27 protein-coding genes and 1 tRNA gene are annotated in these 23,522 nt (G+C 71.9%); 10 read left to right on the top strand and 18 right to left on the bottom strand.

What is annotated here, in order from left to right:
* Positions 1-111 precede the first annotated feature (111 nt).
* From ACIBQ8_RS38180 to ACIBQ8_RS38170, 3 genes are read right to left on the bottom strand one after another with little or no spacing between them, the layout of a single operon-like run.
* Complete coding sequence (locus tag ACIBQ8_RS38180) at positions 112-729, bottom strand: SRPBCC family protein (RefSeq protein ID WP_357984730.1); 618 nt, start codon at positions 727-729, stop codon at positions 112-114.
* A 31-nt stretch (positions 730-760) separates the two neighbouring features.
* The gene (locus ACIBQ8_RS38175) at positions 761-1,138 is read right to left on the bottom strand and encodes a hypothetical protein (RefSeq protein ID WP_397178150.1); all 378 of its coding nucleotides are present in this window, start codon (positions 1,136-1,138) and stop codon (positions 761-763) included.
* Complete coding sequence (locus ACIBQ8_RS38170; protein ID WP_397178151.1) at positions 1,135-1,497, bottom strand: hypothetical protein; 363 nt, start codon at positions 1,495-1,497, stop codon at positions 1,135-1,137. Before ACIBQ8_RS38170 ends, ACIBQ8_RS38175 begins: the two co-directional genes overlap by 4 nt.
* A 79-nt stretch (positions 1,498-1,576) precedes the next feature.
* On the opposite strand from ACIBQ8_RS38170, the gene ACIBQ8_RS38165 reads away from it, so the two are divergent.
* Complete coding sequence (locus tag ACIBQ8_RS38165; RefSeq protein ID WP_397194481.1) at positions 1,577-2,071, top strand: DUF523 domain-containing protein; 495 nt, start codon at positions 1,577-1,579, stop codon at positions 2,069-2,071.
* Here the strand turns inward: ACIBQ8_RS38165 and ACIBQ8_RS38160 are convergent.
* Both ACIBQ8_RS38160 and ACIBQ8_RS38155 read right to left on the bottom strand, forming a co-directional pair.
* A complete protein-coding gene (locus ACIBQ8_RS38160) occupies positions 2,047-2,427 on the bottom strand; it encodes a hypothetical protein (RefSeq protein WP_397194480.1) in 381 nt (126 codons plus the stop codon). The two genes, ACIBQ8_RS38165 and ACIBQ8_RS38160, sit on opposite strands and share 25 nt — an antisense overlap.
* A 41-nt stretch (positions 2,428-2,468) precedes the next feature.
* Complete coding sequence (locus ACIBQ8_RS38155; RefSeq protein WP_397178154.1) at positions 2,469-3,068, bottom strand: TetR/AcrR family transcriptional regulator; 600 nt, start codon at positions 3,066-3,068, stop codon at positions 2,469-2,471.
* A gap of 140 nt (positions 3,069-3,208) precedes the next feature.
* Here ACIBQ8_RS38155 and ACIBQ8_RS38150 point away from each other — a divergent pair, with 140 nt between their 5' ends.
* The 4 genes from ACIBQ8_RS38150 to ACIBQ8_RS38135 all read left to right on the top strand — a co-directional run bounded on the left by ACIBQ8_RS38150 (position 3,209) and on the right by ACIBQ8_RS38135 (position 7,342).
* On the top strand, positions 3,209-4,579 hold the full coding sequence (locus ACIBQ8_RS38150; RefSeq protein ID WP_397194479.1) for a Dyp-type peroxidase: 1,371 nt from the start codon (positions 3,209-3,211) through the stop codon (positions 4,577-4,579).
* An 88-nt stretch (positions 4,580-4,667) separates the two neighbouring features.
* Positions 4,668-6,464, top strand: a complete 1,797-nt coding sequence (nhaA, locus tag ACIBQ8_RS38145; RefSeq protein ID WP_397178156.1) for a Na+/H+ antiporter NhaA — start codon at positions 4,668-4,670, stop codon at positions 6,462-6,464.
* A 35-nt stretch (positions 6,465-6,499) separates the two neighbouring features.
* A complete protein-coding gene (locus ACIBQ8_RS38140; RefSeq protein ID WP_397178157.1) occupies positions 6,500-6,988 on the top strand; it encodes a hypothetical protein in 489 nt (162 codons plus the stop codon).
* Between the two features lie 84 nt (positions 6,989-7,072).
* Positions 7,073-7,342: a hypothetical protein gene (locus ACIBQ8_RS38135; RefSeq protein WP_397178158.1), complete on the top strand. Its 270-nt coding sequence runs from the start codon at positions 7,073-7,075 to the stop codon at positions 7,340-7,342.
* A gap of 21 nt (positions 7,343-7,363) precedes the next feature.
* Here the strand turns inward: ACIBQ8_RS38135 and ACIBQ8_RS38130 are convergent, their stop codons facing one another.
* Complete coding sequence (locus ACIBQ8_RS38130; RefSeq protein WP_397194478.1) at positions 7,364-7,819, bottom strand: hypothetical protein; 456 nt, start codon at positions 7,817-7,819, stop codon at positions 7,364-7,366.
* Between the two features lie 46 nt (positions 7,820-7,865).
* Between ACIBQ8_RS38130 and ACIBQ8_RS38125 the strand changes: the two genes are divergently transcribed.
* From ACIBQ8_RS38125 to ACIBQ8_RS38115, 3 genes are all read left to right on the top strand, one after another.
* On the top strand, positions 7,866-8,837 hold the full coding sequence (locus tag ACIBQ8_RS38125; RefSeq protein ID WP_397194477.1) for a helix-turn-helix transcriptional regulator: 972 nt from the start codon (positions 7,866-7,868) through the stop codon (positions 8,835-8,837).
* A gap of 124 nt (positions 8,838-8,961) precedes the next feature.
* Complete coding sequence (locus ACIBQ8_RS38120) at positions 8,962-10,266, top strand: PHB depolymerase family esterase (protein ID WP_397194476.1); 1,305 nt, start codon at positions 8,962-8,964, stop codon at positions 10,264-10,266.
* A gap of 139 nt (positions 10,267-10,405) precedes the next feature.
* On the top strand, positions 10,406-10,888 hold the full coding sequence (locus ACIBQ8_RS38115; RefSeq protein WP_397194475.1) for a hemerythrin domain-containing protein: 483 nt from the start codon (positions 10,406-10,408) through the stop codon (positions 10,886-10,888).
* A 44-nt stretch (positions 10,889-10,932) separates the two neighbouring features.
* Here ACIBQ8_RS38115 and ACIBQ8_RS38110 read toward each other — a convergent pair.
* Both ACIBQ8_RS38110 and ACIBQ8_RS38105 read right to left on the bottom strand, forming a co-directional pair.
* Positions 10,933-11,005: transfer RNA gene (locus ACIBQ8_RS38110), tRNA-Ala, on the bottom strand.
* A gap of 66 nt (positions 11,006-11,071) precedes the next feature.
* The gene (locus ACIBQ8_RS38105) at positions 11,072-11,983 is read right to left on the bottom strand and encodes a TetR/AcrR family transcriptional regulator C-terminal domain-containing protein (protein ID WP_397178163.1); all 912 of its coding nucleotides are present in this window, start codon (positions 11,981-11,983) and stop codon (positions 11,072-11,074) included.
* 155 nt (positions 11,984-12,138) lie between these two features.
* Between ACIBQ8_RS38105 and ACIBQ8_RS38100 the strand changes: the two genes are divergently transcribed.
* Positions 12,139-13,326, top strand: a complete 1,188-nt coding sequence (locus tag ACIBQ8_RS38100) for an FAD-dependent monooxygenase (RefSeq protein ID WP_397194474.1) — start codon at positions 12,139-12,141, stop codon at positions 13,324-13,326.
* A gap of 9 nt (positions 13,327-13,335) precedes the next feature.
* Here ACIBQ8_RS38100 and ACIBQ8_RS38095 read toward each other — a convergent pair whose 3' ends face one another.
* The 3 genes from ACIBQ8_RS38095 to nadD form a co-directional block, all read right to left on the bottom strand.
* Entirely contained in the window at positions 13,336-13,965 is a 630-nt protein-coding gene (locus ACIBQ8_RS38095; RefSeq protein WP_397178165.1) for a histidine phosphatase family protein, read from the bottom strand.
* Positions 13,962-14,357: a ribosome silencing factor gene (gene rsfS, locus ACIBQ8_RS38090; protein ID WP_125639389.1), complete on the bottom strand. Its 396-nt coding sequence runs from the start codon at positions 14,355-14,357 to the stop codon at positions 13,962-13,964. Before rsfS ends, ACIBQ8_RS38095 begins: the two co-directional genes overlap by 4 nt.
* A 91-nt stretch (positions 14,358-14,448) precedes the next feature.
* Positions 14,449-15,066, bottom strand: coding sequence for a nicotinate-nucleotide adenylyltransferase (gene nadD, locus ACIBQ8_RS38085; RefSeq protein WP_358283974.1), 618 nt, complete (start codon positions 15,064-15,066; stop codon positions 14,449-14,451).
* An 87-nt stretch (positions 15,067-15,153) separates the two neighbouring features.
* Here nadD and ACIBQ8_RS38080 point away from each other — a divergent pair, with 87 nt between their 5' ends.
* Complete coding sequence (locus ACIBQ8_RS38080) at positions 15,154-16,185, top strand: M48 family metallopeptidase (protein ID WP_397178167.1); 1,032 nt, start codon at positions 15,154-15,156, stop codon at positions 16,183-16,185.
* Between the two features lie 21 nt (positions 16,186-16,206).
* On the opposite strand, the gene ACIBQ8_RS38075 is transcribed toward ACIBQ8_RS38080, so the two are convergent.
* The 7 genes from ACIBQ8_RS38075 to rplU all read right to left on the bottom strand — a co-directional run bounded on the left by ACIBQ8_RS38075 (position 16,207) and on the right by rplU (position 23,318).
* Positions 16,207-18,195 (bottom strand): protein kinase, encoded by a 1,989-nt coding sequence (locus ACIBQ8_RS38075; protein ID WP_397194473.1) that lies wholly within the window; start codon positions 18,193-18,195, stop codon positions 16,207-16,209.
* Positions 18,196-18,286: 91 nt separating this feature from the next.
* A complete protein-coding gene (locus ACIBQ8_RS38070; protein ID WP_352325645.1) occupies positions 18,287-18,463 on the bottom strand; it encodes a hypothetical protein in 177 nt (58 codons plus the stop codon).
* Positions 18,464-18,513: 50 nt separating this feature from the next.
* Complete coding sequence (locus ACIBQ8_RS38065; protein ID WP_397194472.1) at positions 18,514-19,797, bottom strand: glutamate-5-semialdehyde dehydrogenase; 1,284 nt, start codon at positions 19,795-19,797, stop codon at positions 18,514-18,516.
* A gap of 10 nt (positions 19,798-19,807) precedes the next feature.
* A complete protein-coding gene (proB, locus tag ACIBQ8_RS38060) occupies positions 19,808-20,929 on the bottom strand; it encodes a glutamate 5-kinase (RefSeq protein ID WP_397178170.1) in 1,122 nt (373 codons plus the stop codon).
* A 323-nt stretch (positions 20,930-21,252) separates the two neighbouring features.
* Complete coding sequence (gene obgE / locus ACIBQ8_RS38055; RefSeq protein ID WP_397178171.1) at positions 21,253-22,605, bottom strand: GTPase ObgE; 1,353 nt, start codon at positions 22,603-22,605, stop codon at positions 21,253-21,255.
* Positions 22,606-22,742: 137 nt separating this feature from the next.
* Positions 22,743-23,000 (bottom strand): 50S ribosomal protein L27, encoded by a 258-nt coding sequence (rpmA, locus tag ACIBQ8_RS38050; RefSeq protein ID WP_012893687.1) that lies wholly within the window; start codon positions 22,998-23,000, stop codon positions 22,743-22,745.
* 15 nt (positions 23,001-23,015) lie between these two features.
* A complete protein-coding gene (gene rplU / locus ACIBQ8_RS38045; RefSeq protein WP_055506260.1) occupies positions 23,016-23,318 on the bottom strand; it encodes a 50S ribosomal protein L21 in 303 nt (100 codons plus the stop codon).
* Positions 23,319-23,522: the final 204 nt, after the last annotated feature.

The following is a 23,522-nucleotide window of genomic DNA, read 5'->3' as shown; positions in this document are numbered from 1 at the left end:
TCATCAAATCATGGGACGAATCACCACCTTAACAGGACCGAAATGTCCCTTTATTCCTGGACATGAGAAAGCCCCCGGGGCGGGGGCTGAGACTCTCAGGGAAAGCCCGTCCTACAGGACCGGGCTGGGGCCCTCCGGGGGCTGGTTGCGCGGGGGCACCGGGCCGGGGGGCGGCAGGGTGCCGCTCGGCGGGTAGTCGCCGCCGCCGACGGTGCCGGGCGGGACCGGCGCGCCGCTGTCGCCGTAGGTGGAGCCGTGCTCGTGCTGGTGCTGGTGGGCGCCGGGGACGTCGCCGCGCCAGCCGCCCGTCTCGCCGCCGCGCGACTCGATGAACGACTTGAACCGCTCCATGTCGTTCCTGATGCGCAGCCGGACGATCTGCAGCGCGTCGCCGACGGTCTCGACGACGCCCTCGGGGTCGTACTCCATCTGGAGGGTGACCTTGGTGGTGTCGGCGTCGATGCGGTGGAAGGTGACCACGCCCGCGTGGTGCGGCGAGTCCGTGCCGCGCCAGGCGACGCGCTCGTCGGGGTGCTGCTCGGTGATCTCGGCCTGGAACTCGCGGCGGACCCCGGCGATCTCGACCACCCACTCGGTGAGCGTGTCGGAGATCTGCTTGACGGACTCCACGCCCTCCATGAACTCGGGGAAGCTCTCGAACTGGGTCCACTGGTTGTAGGCCACGCGGATCGGGACGTTGACGTCTACTGAGTGCTCGATCGTGCTCATGGGGTCTGTCCCTGCCCGCGCAGGCCCGGCGTTAACGCCTGCGCAGCAGCCAGTAGAGACCCACGAAGGGCAGCACCAGCGGGATGAACAGGTAACCCTTGCCGTACGACGACCACACCGTGGCGTCGGGGAAGGCCGCCGGGTCGGCCACGCTCGCGGTGCCGATCAGCAGCACGCCGGCCAGCTCGATGACGAGCGCGCCGAGCGCGAGGCGGCGGGCGCCGCGCACGAGGGCGACGGTGAGCACGAGGTAGACCAGCGCGGCGAACGCCGACAGCGCGTAGGCCAGCGGCGCCTCGCCGAACCTGGTGGCGATCTGCACCGCCGCCCGCGCCCCGGCCGCCAGCGAGAACAGCCCGTAGACGGCGACCAGCGCGCGCCCGGGGCCGGTGCCGATCGGGGCGCTCACGCCACGCCCTGCCAGATCTGCAGCAGCCGCGCGTTCATCACCGCGATCGCGAACCCGGCCACGACCAGGATCGCCGTGCCCCACCGGCTGCGCTCGGCCAGCGCGAGGAACACCCCGGCGGGCGGGATGAGCACCTGGCCGCCGATGTAGCCGAACAGCGTGGCCTTCTCCGGCGGCCCCTCGCCGCCGCTCACCGCCGCGATCACGAACCCGGCCTGCACCAGGATCGCCACCTCCAGCACGGCGAAGCCGACCAGCAGGACCATGCCCATCGGCCGGTCGCGGACGGCGACGACCAGGGCGGCCAGCATGAGCAGCAGTGAGCCGACGATGACGATCGTGGCGACGGTGGTGTTCATCGGGACACAGGTTAGCGCCCGTGCAGGTCGCCCCCGCCGCCGTCCCGCTGGTGCCGATCGCGCTCGTAGGATCGGGGACGTGCAGAGAATCCTCGTCAGCGCGTGCCTGATGGGCCGCCGGGTCCGCTACGACGGCGGCGCGAAGACCAGCGCCGACGCCCTGCTCGCGAACTGGCGGGCGGAGGGCCGGCTGGTGGTCTTCTGCCCCGAGGTGGCGGGCGGGCTGCCCGTTCCGCGCCCGGCGGCCGAGATCGAGGGCGGCGCGGGCGGCGCGGCGGTGCTCTCCGGCGCGGCCCGCGTGCTGGCGAGCGACGGCTCCGACGTGACGGCCGAGTTCGTGGCGGGGGCGCGGGCCGCGCTCGAGGCCGCCCGCTCGGCCGGGGTCCGGCTGGCCGTGCTCAAGGAGGGCAGCCCCTCGTGCGGCGCGCTGGCCATCCACGACGGCACGTTCGCCGGACGGCGGGTCCCCGGCCAGGGGGTGACCACCGCCCTGCTCGAAGCGCACGGCGTCCGCGTGTTCACCGAGGACCAGTTGCCCGAGGCCGCCGATCACCTGCGCGCTCTGGAGGCGTAGAAGGCCCCGGCCAGCCCGGCGGCCAGCAGCACCGCCATCGTGTCGTGGAACCAGGTGCTCAGGGCCGTGGCCGCCGACGGGTGCAGGGCCAGCGCCAGGATGCCGATCAGCACGCCGCCCAGGGCCCCCGCGTGGGTGTGGACCAGGCCGTCCCAGGCCCACCGGCGGCGGGTCAGCGCGCCGTGGCCGCCGGCGACCAGGCCCAGGGCGCACAACGTCTCCACGACCACTGCGGGCGGCACGACCGGCTGGGACAGCGGGCCGACCGTGATGCCCGCGTGCAGCAGCGCGGCCCCGGCGAAGATCAGCGCGTAGACCAGGGAGAGCGCGCCGAGGGCTTTGCGCAGTGCGTCCATGGGCTACACGCTCGCATCGCGGGGGCGCGGCGAAATCGTCCTCAGGGAGAAGGCCGCGGTACGCCGCCCGTCGTAGCCAGCATGCGGCGGACGATCCTGATCACCTCGTCGATGGTCACCTGGGCGTCCCCGTCGGACTCGCAGGCCGCCACCTCGCGCCCGGCCTCGCCCATCACCGTGGTCAGCAGCACGACCAGCACGTTGCTCTCCGGCGTGTCCGCCAGGCCGAGCAGCCGCTTGTTGCCGCCGATCCACTCCCAGCCGCGCTGCCTGCGCAGGGTCGAGAACTCGGCCGGGCCGTCGTTCTCCAGGAACAGCCTGGCCACGTCGCGCTGCTCCCACGAGCCCTCCAGATAGGCGCGGGCGCCGGCCAGGAACCGTTCCTCACCGGCGCCGGCGGTGGCCTTGGCCGCGCGGGAGGTGCGTTCCTCCTGTTCGCGCATGAACTGCTCCCACAGGGCGAGGAACAGGCCCGGCTTGCCGCCGAAATGGTGGTAAAGGCTGCCGACGCTGATGCCCGACGCCTCGACGATGTCGGCGACGGTGGCCTCGGCGTACCCCTTGGCCAGGAAGACCTCGCGGGCCGCGCGCAGCAGCGTGTCGCGGGTGCCGCTGGAACGTCCCCAGCCCCGGTTCTTCATCCGGACATTATGTACGGGTCCGCGGGGTTTGATCAGGAAATCGAACTGACCTGATCATCGGAAACTTTCTCGTATTCCCGGGAGTCGTACAGATGCAGGGGGCCCGATTCATTTCGAAACGGGGAAAGGATTCGGCGACAATGACTGTCGACCTGAACAACGCACAACCCCTGGCCTGGGATTCGGCCACGCTCGACGCGGACACCAAGGAGATGCTGGACAATCTCCAGCCCAACATTCTCCGCGCGCACGTGCGCGAGCACCTGTCCGTGCTGTTCGTCAGGTTCAACGACGTCGCCGCGGGAAAGGCGTTCCTGCGGCACATCGCCGTCACGAAGATGAAGTCGGCGCGCCGGCACCTTGAGGAGGTGCGCGAGTTCGGCGCGAACGGCCGGCGCGGCACGCCGTACGTCGGCATCGGCATCAGCAAGGCCGGCTACCGCGACCTCGGCCATTCGGTCGAGGACGTGCGCAGGTTCGGCGACAAGGCGTTCCGCGACGGCATGAAGCGGCGCGGCGCCGAGCTGGACGACCCGCCGGTGACGGAGTGGGAGCCCGCCTACCAGCGGGAGATCCACGCCGTCATCCTCATCGGCGACGCCCGCCGGGACCGGGTCGAGGAACTGCGCGAGGAGATCCTCGGCGAGCTGCCGGCGAGCGCGCGACTGCTCGGCGAGGAGACCGGCCAGGGCATGCGCAACCCGGCCGGCGACGGCATCGAGCACTTCGGGTACGTGGACGGCCGCAGCCAGCCGCTGTTCGTGCGGGACGAGGTCGACAAGGAGCCGAAGGAGCACTGGGACCCCGCCTTCCCGCTCTCCAACATCCTGGTCGCCGACCCCTTCGCGCCGCACCCGGAGCGGCATTTCGGCAGCTACCTGGTCTTCAGGAAGCTGGAGCAGAACGTCCGGGCGTTCAAGGAGATCGAGCAGGACCTGGCCGACGCCCTCGGCCTGCTCGGCGCCGACCGCGACCGCGCGGGCGCCATGCTCGTCGGCCGCTTCAAGGACGGCACCCCCGTCACGCTCAGGCAGAAGCCGGGCGGGGGCCCGGTGGCCAACGACTTCACCTTCGACGACGACCCGGGCTCGAAGTGCCCCTTCAGCGGGCACATCAGGAAGACGAACCCGCGCTCGTTCGGCCGTGAGGTCCTCATGGCCCGCCGGGGCCAGACCTACGGCGACCGCACCGACGCCCCCTGGGACGACTCCCCGCCCGGCGCCCGCCCGAGCGGCGAGGTCGGCCTGCTGTTCATGGCGTTCAACAGCAGCCTGCTCGCCCAGTTCGAGTTCACCCAGCAGAGCTGGGCGAACAACGAGGACTTCCAGAACCCGGCGACCGGCCACGACCCGCTCATCGGGCAGGGAGCCCGCGACGTCAAGGTGAGCTGGCCGAAGGTGTGGGGCCGGGCCGAGCCGTCGGCCCCGCAGGCCCAGGTCGCCCAGACGATCACGATGAAGGGCGGCGAGTACTTCTTCGCGCCGTCCCTGGCCTACCTCCGCAACCTGTGACGTCCTGGCCCGGCGGGGAACACCCCCGCCGGGCCCGGCCGCCGCCGGGGCGGGTTCTAAGATCGGATCTCCGGGGGGAGATCTGACGATGTTGCGGGCGTTCTTCAAGACCGAGGCGGGCAGCACGAGCGTGCTGCTCGTGGCCACCGCCCTGGCCATGGTCTGGGCCAACTCGCCGTGGGCCGCGACCTACGAGTCGTTCTGGCACCTGCCCATGGGCATCTCGTTCGGCGACGCGGTGTTCTCCCTCGACCTGCGCCACTGGGTCAACGACGGCCTGATGAGCGTGTTCTTCTTCCTGATCGGCCTGGAGGTCTCCTACGAGGTGCGGCTCGGGCAGCTCAGGGACCGGCGGCTGATCGCCGTCCCGGCCGTGGCCGCGCTCGGCGGGATGCTCGTGCCGGCCGCCGTCTACCTCGCGCTCAACCTCGGCGGTCCCGGCGCGGGCGGGTGGGGTGTGCCGATCGCCACCGACACCGCGTTCGTGCTGGGCGTGCTGGCCGTCGTCGGGGCACGCTGTCCCGACCCGCTGCGGGCGTTCCTGCTGACGCTGGCCATCGTGGACGACGTGCTGGCCATCATGATCATCGCGATCTTCTACACGGCCAGCCTCCAGCTCACCGCGCTCGTCGTGGCGGTCGTGCTGCTGGCGGCGATCGTGCTGCTGCGCTGGCTGAAGATCTGGCGGGCGCCGGCCTACATCGCGCTCGGGTTCGGCTTGTGGGTCGCGACGCTGGAGAGCGGCATCCATCCGACGCTCGTGGGCATCGCGCTCGGCGTCCTCGTGTTCGTCTACGCCCCGAGCGACCAGAAGCTGCTGCTGGCGGGCGAGGCCGTCCAGGAGTTCACCAGCGAGCCGAGCGCGCGGGCGGCCAGGGAGGCCACGCGGCGCGTGCAGCGTGCCGTCTCGGTCAACGAACGGCTCCAGCTCCGCCTGCATCCCTGGAGCAGCTACGTGATCGTGCCGGTGTTCGCCCTGGCCAACGCCGGGGTGCGGCTCGACGGCGAGACCCTGCGGGCGGCGCTGACCTCGCCGATCTCCCTCGGCATCGCGCTGGGGCTGCTGCTCGGGAAGTTCGCCGGGATCTCGCTCGGCACGTGGCTGCCGCTGCGCTTCGGCTGGGGCATCCTGCCGGGGAACCTGGTGTGGGGGCAGTTGCTGGGCGGCGCGGCGGTGTCCGGCATCGGGTTCACGGTGGCGCTGTTCATCGTCGACCTGGCCTTCGACGACCCGGCGATCCAGAGCCAGGCCAAGATCGGCATTCTGGCCGGGTCGTTGCTGTCCGCCGCGCTGGGCTGGGTGGTCTTCCGGCTGGCCTGGGACCGGGGCGGCGTCTGCGCGCCGCCCGAGGCCGAGCCCGGCGAGGAGCTGCCCGACGTGCTGTCCGTGCCGGTCGGCCCCGACGACCACGTACGTGGCCCGGCGACCGCGAAGGTCACCATCGTCGAGTACGGCGACTTCGAGTGCCCCTACTGCGGCCGTCTCCACCCCGTCCTGGACGAGATCCTGCGCCGGAACCCCGACGTCCGGCTGGTCTTCCGGCACTATCCGATCCGGACGCTGCACCCCCGGGCCGCCTCGGCCGCCATCGTCTCCGAGGCCGCCGCCGACCGGGGCCGGTTCTGGGAGATGCACGACATCCTCTACGACAACCAGCGTTTCCTCACCGACGCCGACCTCGAACACTACGCCGCCGAGCTCGACGTCGACCCCTGGGCGGACGTGGCCGGGCACGCCTCCCGCATCGCGCTCGACGAGGCGTCGGGCAAGGAGAGCGGCGTGCGCGGCACCCCCACCCTGTTCCTGAACGGCCGCCGGCACAAGGGCGGCCTCGACCTGCAGTCGATCAGCCGTGCGGTGGAAGAACTGCGCGGATCCCCGTAACGTCGCCCGAGTCCCCCTTCTGGCTGGAGTCGCCCATGAGTTTCCTCAACATGCTCACGAACCTGCTCCCCACCCTCATCACCGCCCTGCTGCTGGTGGTGGGCATCGTCCTGATCGGGATGAACAGACGGCACGTGGGCCGCGCGGCCACCCTCGGCATGTCGGGCTGCGGCCTGCTGCTGATCGGCACGCTGATCAACCTCGTGCTGAGCATCCTGACCCAGACGCTGATCGAGTCGTACGGCTCCAGCATGATGGCCGTCCTGCCGTTCGCCTACCTCATCTCCTCGCTCTTCCACCTGGCCGGCATCGGGCTGCTGATCTGGGCCGTCGTCGCGCGCCGCGCCGCCCCCCGGCAGGAGCGGCCGCAGGGCCCCGGCTGGCAGCAGCCCGCGCAGCCCTACCAGCAGCCCTACCAGCAGCCCGGCCCTCAGCCCGGTCCCCAGGGCGGCCCCCAGCCCGGTCCTCAGGGCGGCTGGCAGCCGCCGCAGCCGCCGTACGGGGGCGAGCAGAGCGGTTACTGAGCCTTCCGACGTCTGGACCGCGTTTCACCGGCAAGTATGACAATGTCGATGAAACCCACCTCCAGAGCCGCGTCTGAGGGGATCATGAAGCGAGAGCAACAGGAGCCGGACCCGAACCAGACCGTCCGACATCGCGTCCCGCACCCGGAACACCCCCCGCAGGGTCCCCCGGAGGCGCCGTACACGCAGAGCCTGCCCTACACCCCCGACATGCTTCCCGACGTCCCCCTGTACGAGGTCACGCCGCCGCCGAAGTCGGCCTGGCGGTGGGTGGTCCTGGTGGGCGGGCTCCTGCTGCTGGTCGCGGTGCTGGCCGTGGCCACCGTCCTGTGGGTGCGCGGCCAGGCGTCCTGAGGGCCGGGCGAAGCCGCTCGCTCAGGACGCCCGGGTGAAGTCCATCGTCCAGTTGGTCTCCCAGGTCTGGCCGTCGTCCGCCGAGAAGGCCTGCTCCCACCTGGCCCGGTGCTCGCCGACGACGGTCCAGACGAACCGGCAGCGCACCGGCCGGCCCTCGTGGGTCTCCTCACCGTAGAACTCGCCCCGGTCCCCGGTGAACGCGCCCACCATGGGCCGGGTGTCCAGCGTGCCCGTCGCGCTGCTGGCCCAGTAGATCGACCACTGCCCCGTCGCGGGGTTGTGGACGCGCACGGTCAGCCCGTGCTGGCCCTTGGTGGGGAAGGCGATCTCGTCGAAGCTGGCGGCGCCGTCGAAGTGCCGGGTCGCGACCGAGCGGCCGGGGAACTCGTCCCATTCGTCGCTGCCGGCCAGCGGCTTGAGTAGCCTGCGGTTCACCACGTCCCAGGTGCCGGCGAGGAAGTCGAAGTCGTTCATGCGGGCGAACGTACGGCCGGGTCACTGACATGTAGTGTCAGTGTCCGTGCGCGCCTCCCGCCTGGTCTCGATCCTGCTGCTGTTGCAGACGCGCGGCCGCATGACGGCCCACGACCTCGCCGAGCGCCTGGAGGTCTCCGTCCGCACGATCTACCGCGACATGGAGTCCCTGCACGCCGCCGGCATCCCGCTCTACGGCGACGCCGGGCCCAACGGCGGCTACCAGCTCCTCGACGGCTACCGCACCCGGCTGACCGGGCTGACCACCGACGAGGCCGAGTCGTTGTTCCTGGCCGGGCTGCCGGGGCCGGCGGCCGAGCTGGGCCTCGGCGCGGTGGTGACCGCCGCCCAGCTCAAGCTGATGGCCGCGCTGCCCGTCGAGCTGCGCGACCGCGCGGGCCGCATCCAGGAGCGTTTCCATCTCGACGCGCCCTCCTGGTACCGGGACGCCGAGCCGGTAACGTACCTGCCGGCCGTGGCCGACGCCGTGTGGAACGAGCGGCCCGTCCAGGTCACCTACCGGCGGTGGAAGGCGCCGCAGGAGGTGGAACGGCGGCTGGAGCCGTACGGGCTGGTGGTCAAGGCGGGCCGCTGGTACCTGGTGGCGCGCTGCGGCGAGCACGTACGCACCTACCGCGTCTCCCAGATCCTCGACCTGCACGCCCTCCCGGAGACGTTCGCCCGGCCGGACGACTTCTCCCTGGCGGCGTACTGGCAGGGCTACCTGGCCGAGTTCGAGGCCAGGCTGCGGCGCGGCGAGGCGGTGGTACGGCTGTCGCCGCGCGGCCTGGACCGCCTGCCCGACCTCATGACGCCCGGCGTCGCGGCGGCCGCGCGGGAGACCGCCGAGCCGCCGGACGCCGAGGGCTGGACGCGGGTCACCCTGCCGATCGAGTCGCACGACCACGCGCTCGGCGAGTTCCTGCGGCTCGGGACCGACGTCGAGGTGCTGTCCCCGCCCGCGCTGCGCGAGGCCCTGGGCGCGGCGGCGGCGGAGCTGGCCCGGCGCTACGCCTGACCCGAAAGTTTCACGCCTGCCCTCCGGCCCGGCCCAGGTCGGAGCCAGGCGGGCAGTCCGGCCATTGCGCCTCCGAAAGTTTCTCTTCATACTCGCAATGTTTCAGGCGAACGAGAGGAACCCGATGAACCTGAGAGCTCGACTGGCGGGCGCCGCGATCGCCGTCGCCGCACTCGCGGTCGCGGGCCTGGTCACCGCTCCCCCGGCCGCCTCGGCGCAGCTCACCGAGGTGACCGGATTCGGCGCCAACCCGACAGGTCTGCGCATGCACCTGTACGTCCCGGACGGCGTCGGGACCCGGCCGCCGCTGCTCGTCGCCGTGCACTACTGCACCGGCTCCGGCCCCGCCTTCTACTCCGGCACGGAGTTCGCCTCGCTCGCCGACCGCCACAAGTTCATCGTGATCTACCCCTCGGCGACCAGGAGCGGCTCCTGCTTCGACGTCTCCTCCCCGCAGGCGCTGCGGCACGACGGCGGCAGCGACCCCGTCGGCATCGTGTCCATGGTCCGGTACGTCCAGCAGCGGTACGCCACCGACCCCGCCCGCACGTACGTGACCGGCGCCTCCTCCGGCGGCATGATGACGAACGTGCTGCTGGGCGACTATCCCGACGTGTTCCAGGCGGGAGCGGCGTTCATGGGCGTGCCGTTCGGCTGCTTCGCCACCACCGACGGGTCGAGCTGGAACAGCGCGTGCGCGAACGGCCAGCTCACCAGGACCCCGCAGCAGTGGGGTGACCTGGTCCGCGCCGCCTACCCCGGCTACACCGGCCCCCGTCCGCGCATGCAGGTCTGGCACGGCACCGAGGACGCCACCCTGCGCTACCCGAACTTCCAGGAGGAGATCAAGCAGTGGACGAACGTCCACGGCCTGACCCAGACCCCGAGCCTCACCGACCAGCCCCGGCCCGGCTGGACCAGGACCAGGTACGGCAGCGCGGGGACGACCGCGCCGGTCGAGGCGGTGAGCGTCCAGGGCGTGGGGCACAGCCTGCCCACCGCCGGAATGGCCGCCGCCGCCCTCGCCTTCTTCGGCATCACCGGCAGCGGCCCGACCCCCACGCCCACCCCGACGCCGACGCCCACGCCCACGCCGACGCCCACGCCGAACCCGCCGGGCGCCTGCCGCGTCTCCTACACCACCAACGCCTGGAACACCGGCTTCACCGCCGCCGTCACGATCACCAACACCGGCGCCACGGCCCTGCCCTCCTGGGCGCTGAGCTTCACGCTGCCCGCGGGCCAGACCGTCACCTCGGCCTGGAACGCCACGATCTCCCCCGCCACGGGCAAGGTCACCGCCAGGAACGTCGCCTACAACGCGACGATCGCGCCCGGCGCCTCCACGTCGTTCGGCTTCCAGGCCACCCACACGGGCGACACCGCCCCGCCGGCCGCCTTCACGCTAGGCGACACCCCCTGCGCCTGACGCCGGGACACGCCGCTCCAGGGCCGGGTCTCTCCGGGGCTCGGCCCGCCGAGTTGATTCGCCGCGAAAAGCATGATCTGATCCCGGATCAGCGTCGCAGTGCACCCGGCCAGGAGACCGCCGCGGGCATGGAGGCGCCGTGACATCGGACCCGACCATGAACGACCTTCCCGAGCCGGCCCGCCGTCTGGCGGCCTTCGGCAACCAGCTGATCGACGTGCACCTCCGGCTCCGCGAAGAGCTGGCCAGGCTGCGCGACACCGCCGGCCGCGGCGGCTCCCTGCGCGACCTGCGCACCCACTGCCTGGCCTTCTGCTCGGCGATCACCATCCACCACACCGGCGAGGACGCCACGGCCTTCCCGGTGCTCGCCGCCGAGTTCCCCGAACTGCGCCCCGTTCTGGAGGAACTAAGCCGGGACCACGAGCAGGTGGCCACCATCCTGCGCGACCTGGAGACCCTGCTGGCCGCCGATGCCCCTGGCCCGCGTGACGTGCGCACCGAGCTGGACGGCCTGTCGGCCCTGCTGGAGTCGCACTTCGTCTACGAGGAGAAGCGGATCGTCGCCGCCCTCAACGCCCTGCCCGCCACGACGTGGCGGGATCCGGCGTTCCTGGACTGACGCGCGGCCGGGCTCGACGGCCCGGACCAGGGAAACAACCTGTGTGGAGCTATGGGGATTCGAACCCCAGACCTCCTCCATGCCATGGAGGCGCGCTACCAACTGCGCCATAGCCCCTGGTCACCGCTGCGGGATCACCCGTTGCGGCGCTCCGAGAGCATATAGCCATCCGCGCCCTTTCGCCTAATCGCCCGGCCGCCGTCCCCGCTGCGCCCGCGCCACCAGCACGGACAGCCCGTCGAGCTGGCTGCGGAGCCCGAACTCGAAGACGGAGTCCAGGTCCAGCTCCACCCCGGGAGCCGTGACCACCTTCGCCAGGGTCGGGAAGGCGCCGGAGGCGAACAACCGGGCCATCTCCCCCTCGTGCTCGCTCAGCCAGTCGTCCTCGGTCACCCCGGTCTCGGTACGCGCCTGGAGTTCCGCCTCCAGCGCCACGGCGGCGCCCCGGACGAAGTTCACCAGGGACACGGCGGCGTGCAGCATGGCGCCGGCGTCGAGGCCGAGCCCGTCCAGGGCGCGCAGCAGCCGTTCGGTGGAGGCCATGCCGTTGGGCACGAGCTGCGGCCGGGTCAGCGAGACCGCCTGCGCCAGCCACGGGTGCCGCAGGTGCATCCGCCACAGCTGCCGGAGCTCCAGCTCCAGCCGGGCCCGCCAGGCGCGCGGCGGCTGCCCGGCGGGCGGCTCCTCGCCGTAGACGGCGTCGATCATGAGCCGGACGAGCTCGTCCTTGCCCGCCACATGCCGGTACAGCGACATGGCCGAGGCGTCGAGCTCGGCGGCCAGGCGGCGCATCGACACGGCGGCCAGCCCCTCCCGGTCGGCGACCCTGATCGCCGCGCGCACGACGCGCCGCCCGGTGAGGTCCTGCGCCGCCCGCCGCACGGGCCCGGCGACGACGGTCCCGACCCCCGGCACGGCCCGCGTGAGCCCTTCCTCGCGCAACCTGCCGAGCGCCCTGGTCGCGGTGGCCATCGCCACGCCCCACTCCCGGATGATCTGCCGGGTCGAGGGCACCTTGTCCCCCGGCGCCAGCTCGCCGGCGGCGATGCGGTCGCGCAGCTCCTCCACGATCCGCAGATACACGGGCCGGTCCACGGCCACCCCTTCCGATGCACTAGTGCACCAGGCCCGGCGCACCCGCCGGCACCTCCTCGCCGCACTAGTGCGCCGGGTGCCCCTCTTGCCTGGTGGAAATCCCGAACCTACGGTACGCGTACAACGTACATGGCGCACTACCCAAGGAGGCCGCTGTGCAGGCCGTACTCATCTCCGGCGGCGGCGTCGCCGGTCCCACGCTCGCCCACTGGCTGGCCCGCGCCGGGTTCCGGCCGACCGTCGTCGAACGCGCCCCCGCCCTGCGCACCGGCGGCCAGGCCGTCGACTTCCGCGGCGCCCCGCAGCTGGAGGTCCTCAAGCGCATGGGCGTGCTGGACGCGATCAGGGCCGCCCAGACCGGCATGGGCGACATCGCCATCGTCGACGGCGACGGCAGGCGGCTGGCCAGGCTGCCGTCGGAGGTGTTCAGCGGCGACGTGGAGATCCTGCGCGGCGACCTGACCCGCATCCTGAACGAGGCCGCCCCCGCCGAACGCCTCCTCGGCGACTCGATCACGTCCCTGACCGAGCGCCCCGACGGCGTGCACGTGACCTTCGAAAAGGCCGCGCCCCGCACGTTCGACCTGGTCGTCGGCGCGGACGGCATCCGCAGCAAGGTACGCGAGCTGGCCTTCCCCGCCGCCCCTCTGCGCCATCTCGGCTTCTACGGCGCCGTCTTCTCCGTCCCCGGCACGTACGGGCTGGACCACGACGGACTGATGCACAACGTGCCGGGCCGCTGCGCCACCGTCGTCAGGACGAACGGCCGCACCCGGGCCTCGCTCGACTTCGCCACGCCCCCGCTCGACGTCGGCCACCGCGACCAGGCGGCGCAGCGGGCCCTGGTGGCGCGGGCGTTCCGTGGGGTGGGCTGGCAGGTGCCGTCCCTGCTGGCGGCCATGGAGGAGGCCGAGGACTTCTACTTCTGGCAGGCCGCCCAGGTCGTCCTGCCCCGATGGTCGTCCGGCCGGGTGGCGCTGGTCGGCGACGCCGGGTACGCCCCCGGCCCCGGCGGCATGGGCACGGGGCTCGGGATGGTGGGCGCGTACGTGCTGGCCGCCGAGCTGGCCGCGGCCCCCGGCGACCACGCCGCCGCCTTCGACGCCTACGAGCGGCGGATGCGACCGTACGTCGAGGTGTGCCAGAAGCAGGCCGAGGGGGCCGACAAATACCTCGTGCCGGGCACGCGGACGCGGATCCGGCTGCGGAACCAGATGATGCGCATGCTGCCGTACCTGCCGGGCAAGGGCATGGTCAAGCGGATGACGGACAAGGCCGCGAGCGCCGTCACGCTGCCGGACCACCCCCGGCAGGGCGCTCGCCGCCCCGCGCAGCCGGCCTGAGCCGGTCGGCTACGCCTCCGCGTCAGGGCGGTCGTCGCTGCTGATGGGCTCGGGGAGGGTGCCCGCGTTGTGTTCGAGCAGCCGCCAGCCCTGACGGCCCTCCTGCAGCACCGACCAGGAGCAGTTGCCCAGCCCGCCCAGCGCCGGCCACAACTCCTCGGGAAGGCCGAGCAGCTCGCAGATGCCGAGGCGCAGCGCGGCGCCGTGCGAGGCGACGACCAGGAGCCCGTCGTCGTCGAGCCGGGACGCCCACTTGCGCATGGAGGCGGCCACCCGGGTCGCGACCTCCGAGACGGGCTCGCCGTCGGGGGCCTCCCAGGCGATGTACTCCTCGGGCCAGCGCGCGGCGATCTCGTCGCGCGTCAGCCCCTCCCACTGGCCGCCGCCGCGTTCGCGGAAGTCCTTGTCGACGGTCACGTCGAGCCCCACGAGCCTGCCGAGCGCCAGGGCCGTGTCATGGGCGCGCTGGAGGTCGGAGGAGACGATGAGGGTGGGCCGCAGCGAGGCCAGCAGCGAGGCGGCCCTGGCCGCCTGCGCGACGCCGGTCTCGTCGAGCGGGATGTCGGAGTGGCCCTGGAAGCGGTGCTCCACGTTCCACAGGGTCTGTCCGTGGCGGAGGCAGACGATCCGCCTGCTCAACTGCGGGCCCGCTGCATGTTGGCGAGCATGACGCTCTCCGGCAGCCCGATGGCCGGGCAGTCCTTCCACAGGCGCTCGAGCGCGTAGAACGTGCGGTCTTCCTCATGCTGGACGTGCACGACGATGTCGATGTAGTCGAGCAGCACCCAGCGGCCCTCGCGCTCGCCCTCGCGGCGCACGGGCTTGGCGTCGGCCTCGGTGCGCAGCCGGTCTTCGATCTCGTCGACGATGGCGCGGACCTGGCGGTCGTTCGTGGCGGAGCAGAGCAGGAAGGCGTCGGTGATGACGAGCTGCTCGCTCACGTCATAGGCGAGGATGTCATCGGCCAGCTTGTCGGCCGCGGCCTCGGCGGCGATCTGGACGAGCTGAACGGATCTGTCGGATGCGGTCACGATGCGGGTCTGTCCTCCTGTGTCGGCAGCATGCCCATATACCGAGGGTACCCTTCCAGGCCGAAACCCCTCACCCACGGCGCGGAGAGCTTCAGCCTTCCCCGTGATACAACCCTCGTTTGTTGATGTACTGCACGATTCCGTCCGGCACCAGATACCAGATCGGCTCCCCCTTGGCCACCCGCTGACGGCACTCCGACGACGAGATGGCCAGCGCGGGGATCTCCAGCAGGGTCACCCTGCCCTCGGGCAGCCCGGGGTCGTGCAACGTGTGCCCGGGGCGGGTGCAGCCCACGAAGTGCGCCAGCTCGAACAGCTCGTCGGCGTTCTGCCAGCCGAGGATCGCGCCGAGCGCGTCGGCGCCGGTGATGAAGTACAGGTCCGTCTGCGGGCCGTAGACGTTGGAGATGTCCCGCAGCGTGTCGATGGTGAAGGTGGGGCCGGGGCGGTCCACATCCACCCTGCTCACGGAGAAGCGGGGGTTGGAGGCCGTGGCGATGACCGTCATCAGGTAGCGGTCCTCGGGCGCCGACACCTCGCGTCCGGACTTCTGGTACGGCCGCCCGGTCGGCACGAACACGACCTCGTCGAGGTCGAAGTGATGGGCGACCTCGCTTGCTGCGACCAGGTGGCCGTGGTGGATGGGATCGAAGGTCCCGCCCATCACACCCACCCGCCGCTTCCCCTGGACACCAGGCGCGTTCATCATGAGTCGGACCCTACGCGGACGCGGTACCCGAACATGACGGCACCCCCCTTGGTGATGTCCGCGCATCACATCCGTTGCGGACGTAGCATGCCGGGCATGACGACCACCCCGGACCGCAACCGCGTCCAACTGCCCGGCATCTCGTCCCGAGCCTACGAACACCCCGCAGACCGGTCCGCCCTGGTCGCTCTGCGGAAGTTGAGTGGGTTCGACACGGTTCTTAAGCAGATGTCCGGTCTTGTGAGTGAGCGCCGCCTTCGCCTGATGTACCTGGCGTCGTCCGTGCGCGTCAGCGAGACCCAGTTCCGCTCCCTGTACGACATGGGGCGCGACGCGGCCTACATCCTCGACCTGCACCGCATCCCGGAGATCTACGTCCAGCAGGACCCGAACGTCCAGGCCAAGGCCATCGGCTTCGACGACCCGTTCATCGTCGTCACCACCGGCCTGCTCAACCTCATGGACGAGGAGGAGCAGCGCTTCGTCATCGGCCACGAGACCTCGCACATCCTGTCCGGTCACGCGGTCTACCGGACGATGCTCGACATCCTCACCCGCCTGGCCACGCGCGTCGCCTGGATCCCGCTCGGCTACATCGGGCTGCGCGCGATCGTCGCGGGCCTGGAGGAGTGGTACCGCAAGTCGGAGCTCTCCTCCGACCGCGGCGGCCTGCTGACCGCCCAGAACCCCGACTCGGCCAAGCGCGCGCTGATGAAGCTCGCCGGCGGCGCCTACACCCACGAGATGAACATCGAGGCGTTCCTGGCCCAGTACCAGGAGTACGACACCGCGGGCGACCTGCGCGACGGCTTCCTCAAGGTGCTCAACCTGCTCGGCACCACCCACCCGTTCGCCGTGGTGCGCGTCGCCGAGCTCGACAAGTGGCAGCGCAGCGGCGAGTACGACCGCATCATCGGCGGCGACTACCCGCGCAGGGAGGACGACGCCAACGCCCGCGTCACCGACGAGATCAAGGCGGCGGCCGAGTCCTACCGCGCCTCCTGGTCCCAGTCGCAGGACCCGTTCATCGGCGTGCTGCGCGACGTGGCCGAAGGTGCGGTGAACGCGGGCGAGCGCATCTTCAACCGCTTCTCGCGCCGCGACGGCGGCCAGGGCTGACCGGCCGGCCGTCCTCGCCGCCTACAGCAGGAGGGCGATCGCGCGCACGGCGGCCGCGCACAGGGCGACGAACCCGCCCAGCACGGCCAGTGCGCGCAGCCCTTCCCTGCGCAACTCCGGCAGCTTGCCGCCGATCCGCTCGATCTCGCGCCCGGTGATACCGCCGCACAACATGCCGAACACCACCGCCGCGACCGTCACGGGCGCCGGCTGCTGCCACCAGTCGGAGTCGATCTGACCGCCACCGGTCACCCAGAGCGCACCGCCCGACGCCACCGCGACGGGCACTCCCGGCCACACCACGGCGGTCGCCGCCGCCCCGGTCAGCGCGAACGGGAACAGCAACACGCGCAGCGCGATCCGCATGCGACGCGCGCTGCGCTTCCTGACCAGCCAATGACTCATCCAGAGCGTCCTGGTCAGCACCACGAACGCCGTCGTGATGGCGATCGAGGCGATCGGCCAGATCACCGACGTCACCACGCACGGCACCGCCAGCACCGCGAGCAGCAGCAGAGCCGTATTGCCCGCGGGCAGCGTGGTCGGCGCCTCGCCCCTCAGCCTGGCCCGCCGGCCGTCCTGTGACCTGCCCCGCACGGCCGCGGTCGCCCGCGCGCGCGGGCCCGTCTTGGGGTCGGCGCCAGTCCTGGTCCGGGGCGTGGCGGCCTTGCCGTCGGTGCTCGTCCTGGTCCGCGGCGGCGGAACCGCGCCGTCGGCCCTGACCCGCGTCCCGTCGGCGCCGGTCCTGGCGCGCGTGCCCTCCGTGCCGGTGCGGGTGCGGGCGCCCTCCGTGCCGGTCCTGGCGCGGACGCTCTCGGTTCCCGGCCTGGGGCGGGCGCTCTCCGTGCCCGGCCTCGGGCGGGGGCCGGAGGCCGGTCCGTCGGCGCCCGTCCTGGGGCGCGCTCCGGGGGTGGCGCCGTCCGTGCCGGGCCTGGGGCGCGCGGCCGAGGCGGCGCCGTCGGCCCGGTTCCGCGCCGCAGGCGGTTCCGTCCGGTTCCTGGGGACGGGCGTCTTCCCGTCCCCGCCGGTACGCGTGCGCGGCACGGGCGTCTTCCCGTCGGTGCCCGTACGGCCGCGCGGCACGGGCGTCTTGCCCTCCGTGCCGGCCCGGCCGCGGGGCGCGGGGACCTCGGCCGTCGAGCCGTTCGCCCGGCTTCGTGCGCTCTCGCTCCTGGACGCCTCCTCGGCGGCCGCCGGCGCGTCGCCGTCGGGATTGTTCGTGGCCTTGGCCAGCCGGGACAACCGGTCGGCCAGCAACGCCGCGGTGGGCCGCTTGCCGGGCTCCCGGTTGAGCGCCGCCCGCACCAGCGGCAGCAGCGCCACCGGGACGCCCTTGAGGTCGGCCTGCCCGTTCAGCACCGCGTACATCTGCGCCTCGGCCGTGCCGCGCCCGAACGTGGGCCGCCCGGTCGCCGCGAACGCCACCGTCGCGGCCCAGGCGTGCACGTCGGCGGGCGAGTCGACCTGCTCGTCGGCGAAGATCTCCGGCGCGGTGTAGCCCGGCGTGCCGAGGAACGTGCCCGTCATGGTGAGCCGGGTCGCGTCGAGCACCTGCGCGATGCCGAAGTCGATGAGCACCGGCCCCTCGGTGCCCATGATGATGTTGCCCGGCTTCAGGTCGCGGTGCACGACCCCGGCCGCGTGGATGATGGCCAGCGCCGCGGCGATGCCCTGCGCCATGTGCACGAGCTGGCCCAGGTCGAGCGGCCCGCTCTGGCGTACGCGCTCCAGCAGCGTGGCGCCCTCGATGTGCTCCATGACCAGGTAGGGCCGGGCACAGCTCAGGTCGGCGTCGAGCACCTTGGCCACGTAGGGGCTCTCGACCCTGCGCAGCGCGCGCACCTCGCGCTCCAGCCTGACCCGGGACATCTCGTCCTCGGCCAGGTCGTGGAGGACCTTGAGTGCGACCTGCTCGCCACGGCGGGTGGTGGCGAGGTAGACCTCGCCCATGCCGCCTCGGCCGAGCCGCTCGACCAGGCTGTACGGCCCGACCTTGCCGAGCTTGCTCACCGTCCCTCCCCGCCCGGCGCGCCCATAAGGGACACAACCCTAGCGCTGGGACGACAGTTGACGCCCGCGGCGCGCCGGAGCCGTTGAACCTTTATCGGGGTGAACGGTCGGAGAGCATGCTGTCGAGCTCGGCCGTGGGTTCCTCGGCCAGGGGCTTGCGGCCCTTCCTGCGCCAGTTGACGTGACCGCGGCTCTCCAGCCAGAGCAGCAGACGATCGGCGCCGAACAGCACCGCGGCCGAGAAGACAAGGGCGACGACAATTTCCATGACACCCAGTCAACCGAGGCCGCGGGCCGCCGGTCAGCCCGACACGCCGACTAACCGCAAGCCGGTCCGGGCACCACAGTGCCTTCTGACGTGCGCAGATGCCCTTCTCCCGTGTAGATCCACTTGGTGGAGGTCAGCTCCGGCAGGCCCATCGGGCCACGCGCGTGCAGCTTCTGCGTGGAGATGCCGATCTCCGCGCCGAACCCGAACTCGCCGCCGTCGGTGAACCTGGTCGAGGCGTTCACCGCCACGGCCGCGGAGTCCACGAGCGAGACGAAGCGGCGGGCGGCCGGCTGCGACCGGGTGACGATCGCGTCGGTGTGCCCGGAGCCGTAGCGCCGGATGTGGGCCACGGCCTCCTCCAGCGAGCCGACGACGGCGGCGGCGATGTCGAGCGACAGGTATTCGGTGCCGAAGTCGTCGTCGGTGACCGGCACGACCTCGCCGTAACCGGCGATGCGCTCGTCGCCGTGGACGGTCACCCCCGCCTCGGCCAGCGCCCGCAGCGCCCTCGGCACGAACGCGTCGGCCACCTTCTCGTGGACGAGGAACGTCTCGGCCGCGTTGCACACCGACGGCCGCTGCGCCTTGGAGTTGACCAGGATCTGCACGGCCAGGTCGAGATCGGCCTCCGCGTCGACGTAGACGTGGCAGTTGCCGACGCCGGTCTCGATCACCGGGACTGTCGACTCCTCGACCACCGAGTTGATCAGCGCCGCGCCGCCGCGCGGGATCAGCACGTCGACCAGCCCGCGGGCGCGCATCAGCTCCTTGACCGACTCCCGCGTCGTGCCGGGCACGAGCTGCACCGCCCCGGCGGGCACCTGCGTGCCCGCGAGCGCGTCCTGCATGATCCGCACCAGCGCCGTGTTGGACGAGTAGGCACTAGACGAGCCTCTGAGCAGCACCGCGTTGCCGCTCTTGAGGCAGAGCGCGGCGGCGTCGACCGTGACGTTGGGACGCCCCTCGTAGATGATGCCGATCACGCCCAGCGGCACCCTGAGCTGCCGCAGCTCCAGCCCGTTGGGCAGCGTGCTGCCCCGGACGACCTCGCCGACCGGGTCGGGCAGGTCGGCCACCTCCCGCACGGCCTCGGCGATGGCCCCGATCCTGGCCTCGTCGAGCCGCAGCCGGTCGATCATCGCCTCGGACGTGTCCTGGGCCCGCGCCCGCTCGACGTCTTCTGCGTTGGCCTCGACGATCTCGGCCGCGTGCGCGACCAGGGCGTCGGCGATCACCCGCAACGCCCGGTCCTTGGGCGCCCGCGGCAGCGGGGCCAGCTCGGCGGCGGCCTCTCGTGCCGCGCGGGCTACCTTCAGGAACTCCTCGGACATCGCGTGCTCCTCACTGGTGACGGGGTTCCAGTATGACGATGTCGTCGCGGTGGATCAGCTCGCGTTCATATTCCGGACCGAGCGCGCTGGCCAGCTCCTTCGTGGAGCGGCCGAGCAGCCCGGGGATCTCCACGGCGTCGAAGTTGACCAGGCCGCGCGCCACCACGCCGCCCTGCGGCCCGCACAGGTCGACCGGGTCGCCCGCGGCGAACTCGCCCTCCACGGACGTCACGCCGGCGGGCAGCAGCGACTTGCGCCGGCCCACGATCGCCTCGACCGCCCCCTGGTCGAGGTGGAGCCGGCCGCGCCCGGTGGTGGCGTGGGCGAGCCACAGCAGCCGCGTGCCGGGGTGCCGGCCGCCGGGATGGAAGTAGGTGCCGATGTCGGCGCCGGTGAGCGCCTGGGCGGCGTGGGCGGCGGCGGTGAGCACGACCGGCACTCCCGCGCCCGTGGCGATCCTGGCCGCCTGGACCTTGGTCACCATGCCGCCGGTGCCGACCGCCGCGCCGTTCCTGCCCAGCTCGACGCCGACCAGGTCCTCGGGGCCGCGCACCTCGGCCAGCCGGCGCGAGCCTGGGCGGCTCGGCGGGCCGTCGTAGAGGGCGTCGACGTCGGACAGCAGCACCAGCGCGTCGGCGTGGATCAGGTGGGAGACCAGCGCGGCGAGCCGGTCGTTGTCGCCGAACCTGATCTCGTCGGTCGCGACCGTGTCGTTCTCGTTGACGATCGGCACGATGCCCAGCTCCAGCAGCCGCGCCAGGGTGCGCTGGGCGTTGGCGTGGTGGGCGCGGCGCATCATGTCGTCGGCGGTCAGCAGCACCTGGCCGACGCGCAGGCCGTACCGGGCGAAGGAGGAGGTGTAGCGCGCGACCAGCACCCCCTGGCCCACGGAGGCCGCCGCCTGCTGGGTGGCCAGGTCGCGTGGCCGCGCCGACAACCCCAGCGGGCCGAGACCCGCCGCGATCGCTCCCGACGACACCAGCACGATCTGCGCCCCGGCACGCCGCCGCGCCGCCAGGACGTCCACCAGGGCGTCGACCCGGTCGACGTCGATCATGCCCTGGGGGGTGGTGAGCGAGGAGGAGCCGACCTTGACGACGACCCTCGACGCTGAGCTGATCTGTTCCCGCACGCCTGACAGCCTATCCGCGCCCCACCCCCACCCCCGTCCCCCTTCACCCTCCGCAGAACCGCAGGAGAACGGCGGCAGCCCCCGCACGCCCCCCGCCTTCAGAACCTCCACCCCGGGAAACCTCAGCGGCCCACCGCAGGGCAACCGCCCACTGCGCCCCCTGGGAAACCCCAGCGGGCCCGCCGGCTGCAGTCATCCCAGAGGACGGTCACCAGCCGACGAACACCTCAATGACGGTCACCTCAAACGACGGTCACCAGCCGACGAGCCACGGCCACGCCATGCGACGGCCACGCCAACACGACCGTCACCACCGGCAGCCGTCAGCCCAGGCGGTTGTCCGAGCCGCGTGGCCCCTGTCGCACCGACTCGGCGCTGAGCGTCGGCTGCCAGTCGAAGACGTATCCGCCCTCCATCGGCCCGATGACCACCTCGGCCCCCGCCTTGGCGCCCGCCTTGACCAGCTCGTCCTCCACGCCGAGCCGTTCGAGCCGGTCGGCCAGGTACCCGACGGCCTCGTCGTTGCTGAAGTCGGTCTGCCGGATCCACCGCTCCGGCTTCTCACCGGTGACCTGGAACAGGTTCTCGTTGACCCGCCGCACCTTGAACCCGGCCTCACCGAGCTGCTTGGGCCTGATCACCAGTCGGGTCGGCTCCTCGACCGGCTTGTTGGCCCTGGCCGCCGCCACCCACTCGCCCATCGCGTACGTGAGCTCCCGCAACCCGTCGTGCGTGGCCGCCGAGATGACGAAGACCTGCAGCCCCCGCTCCTCGAACTCGGCCCTGACCAGGTCGGCCAGCTCCCGCGCGTCGGGCACGTCGGCCTTGTTCAGCACGATCATCCGCGGCCGGTCCTCAAGCTTCCCGTACGCCCGCAGCTCGGCCTCGATCACCTCGTAGTCGGTGACGGGATCGCGCCCCGGCTCCATGGTCGCGCAGTCGATGACGTGCACGAGCATGTCGCAGCGCTCGACATGGCGCAGGAACTCGTGCCCGAGCCCCTTGCCCTGCGAGGCCCCCGGGATCAGCCCGGGCACGTCGGCGACCGTGAACACGTTCTCGCCGGCCGTCACGACCCCCAGGTTGGGGATGAGGGTGGTGAACGGGTAGTCCGCGATCTTCGGCTTGGCCGCGCTCAGCGCCGCGATCAGCGACGACTTGCCCGCGCTGGGGAACCCGACCAGCGCCACGTCGGCGACGCTCTTGAGCTCCAGCATGACGTCGAGCCCGTCGCCGGGCTCCCCCAGCAGCGCGAACCCGGGCGCCTTCCGCCGGGCATTGGCCAGGGCGGCGTTCCCCAGCCCGCCGTGACCGCCCTGCGCGATGACGTACCGGGTGCCGGCCCCCACGAGGTCCACCAGCACCTCACCGGTGTTGGCGTCCTTCACCACGGTCCCGTTCGGGACGGCGAGGATCACGTCGTCGCCGTTGGCGCCGTCGCGGTTGGAGCCCTGCCCCTGCTTGCCGTTGTCGGCCTTGCGATGGGGACGGCGGTGGTAGTCCAGCAAGGTCGCGGTGTTGGGATCGACCTCAAGGATCACGTCGCCGCCACGGCCGCCGTTCCCCCCGTCGGGGCCGCCGAGCGGCTTGAACTTCTCCCGGTGGATGGAGGCGCACCCGTTCCCTCCGTCACCGGCCTTGACGTGCAGGACCACCTGGTCCACGAAGTCCGGCATCCAGCTCTCCTCCATCAAGCCCACCAGGGCATACAAGATCAATCACAACCTGGCGCCCCCGCAGGGCCCCCAGAAAACGCCTAAGGGGTGGATCGACAGGCGATCCACCCCTTGAAGCAACACCGAAGCGAAGCTGATTACTCCGCGACGGGAACGATGCTGACGGCGCGACGACCGCGCTTGACGCCGAACTGCACGTGGCCGGCGGCCAGCGCGAACAGCGTGTCATCGCCACCGCGGCCGACGTTGTCGCCGGGGTGGAAGTGGGTGCCACGCTGACGAACGATGATCTCGCCCGCGTTCACCAGCTGGCCGCCGAAGCGCTTGACGCCCAGGCGCTGAGCGTTGGAGTCACGGCCGTTCCGGGTGGACGACGCGCCCTTCTTGTGTGCCATCTCTCAAACTCCCGATCAGGCCTGGTCGATACCGGTGATCTTCACCTGGGTGTACCGCTGGCGGTGACCCTGGCGCTTCTTGTAACCGGTCTTGTTCTTGTACTTGAGAATGCGGATCTTCGGGCCCTTGGTCTCACCGAGGATCTCGGCGCTGACCGTGAACTTGCCCGCCTCGGTGGTCACATCGCCGTCGTTGACGACGAGCACCGTCGGCAGCGTAACCGAAGAGCCGACCTCGCCGGCGACCTTGTCCACCTCGAGGACGTCACCGACGGAGACCTTCTGCTGCCTGCCGCCGCAACGAACGATCGCGTACACCGCGGAACCCTTCTACTGACTCGCTGTTGCCCTCAGCCGCCCCGCATCGAGGCGGCCGCCGAATGCTGCGCCTATCATTCGGCCTGTCTCAAACCGACGAACCGAGTAAGCGCGCCAACAGGGCACGTCACCTGACGCACCGATTCACCAGGGTACCGCTTAACGGTGCCCTAGGCGAACCGGACGGATCGTCGGAAGCCTGCC

The organism is Nonomuraea sp. NPDC049646, assembly GCF_044465525.1.
GTDB lineage: Bacteria > Actinomycetota > Actinomycetes > Streptosporangiales > Streptosporangiaceae > Nonomuraea.
This window is presented reverse-complemented; position numbering and strand designations above follow the sequence as displayed.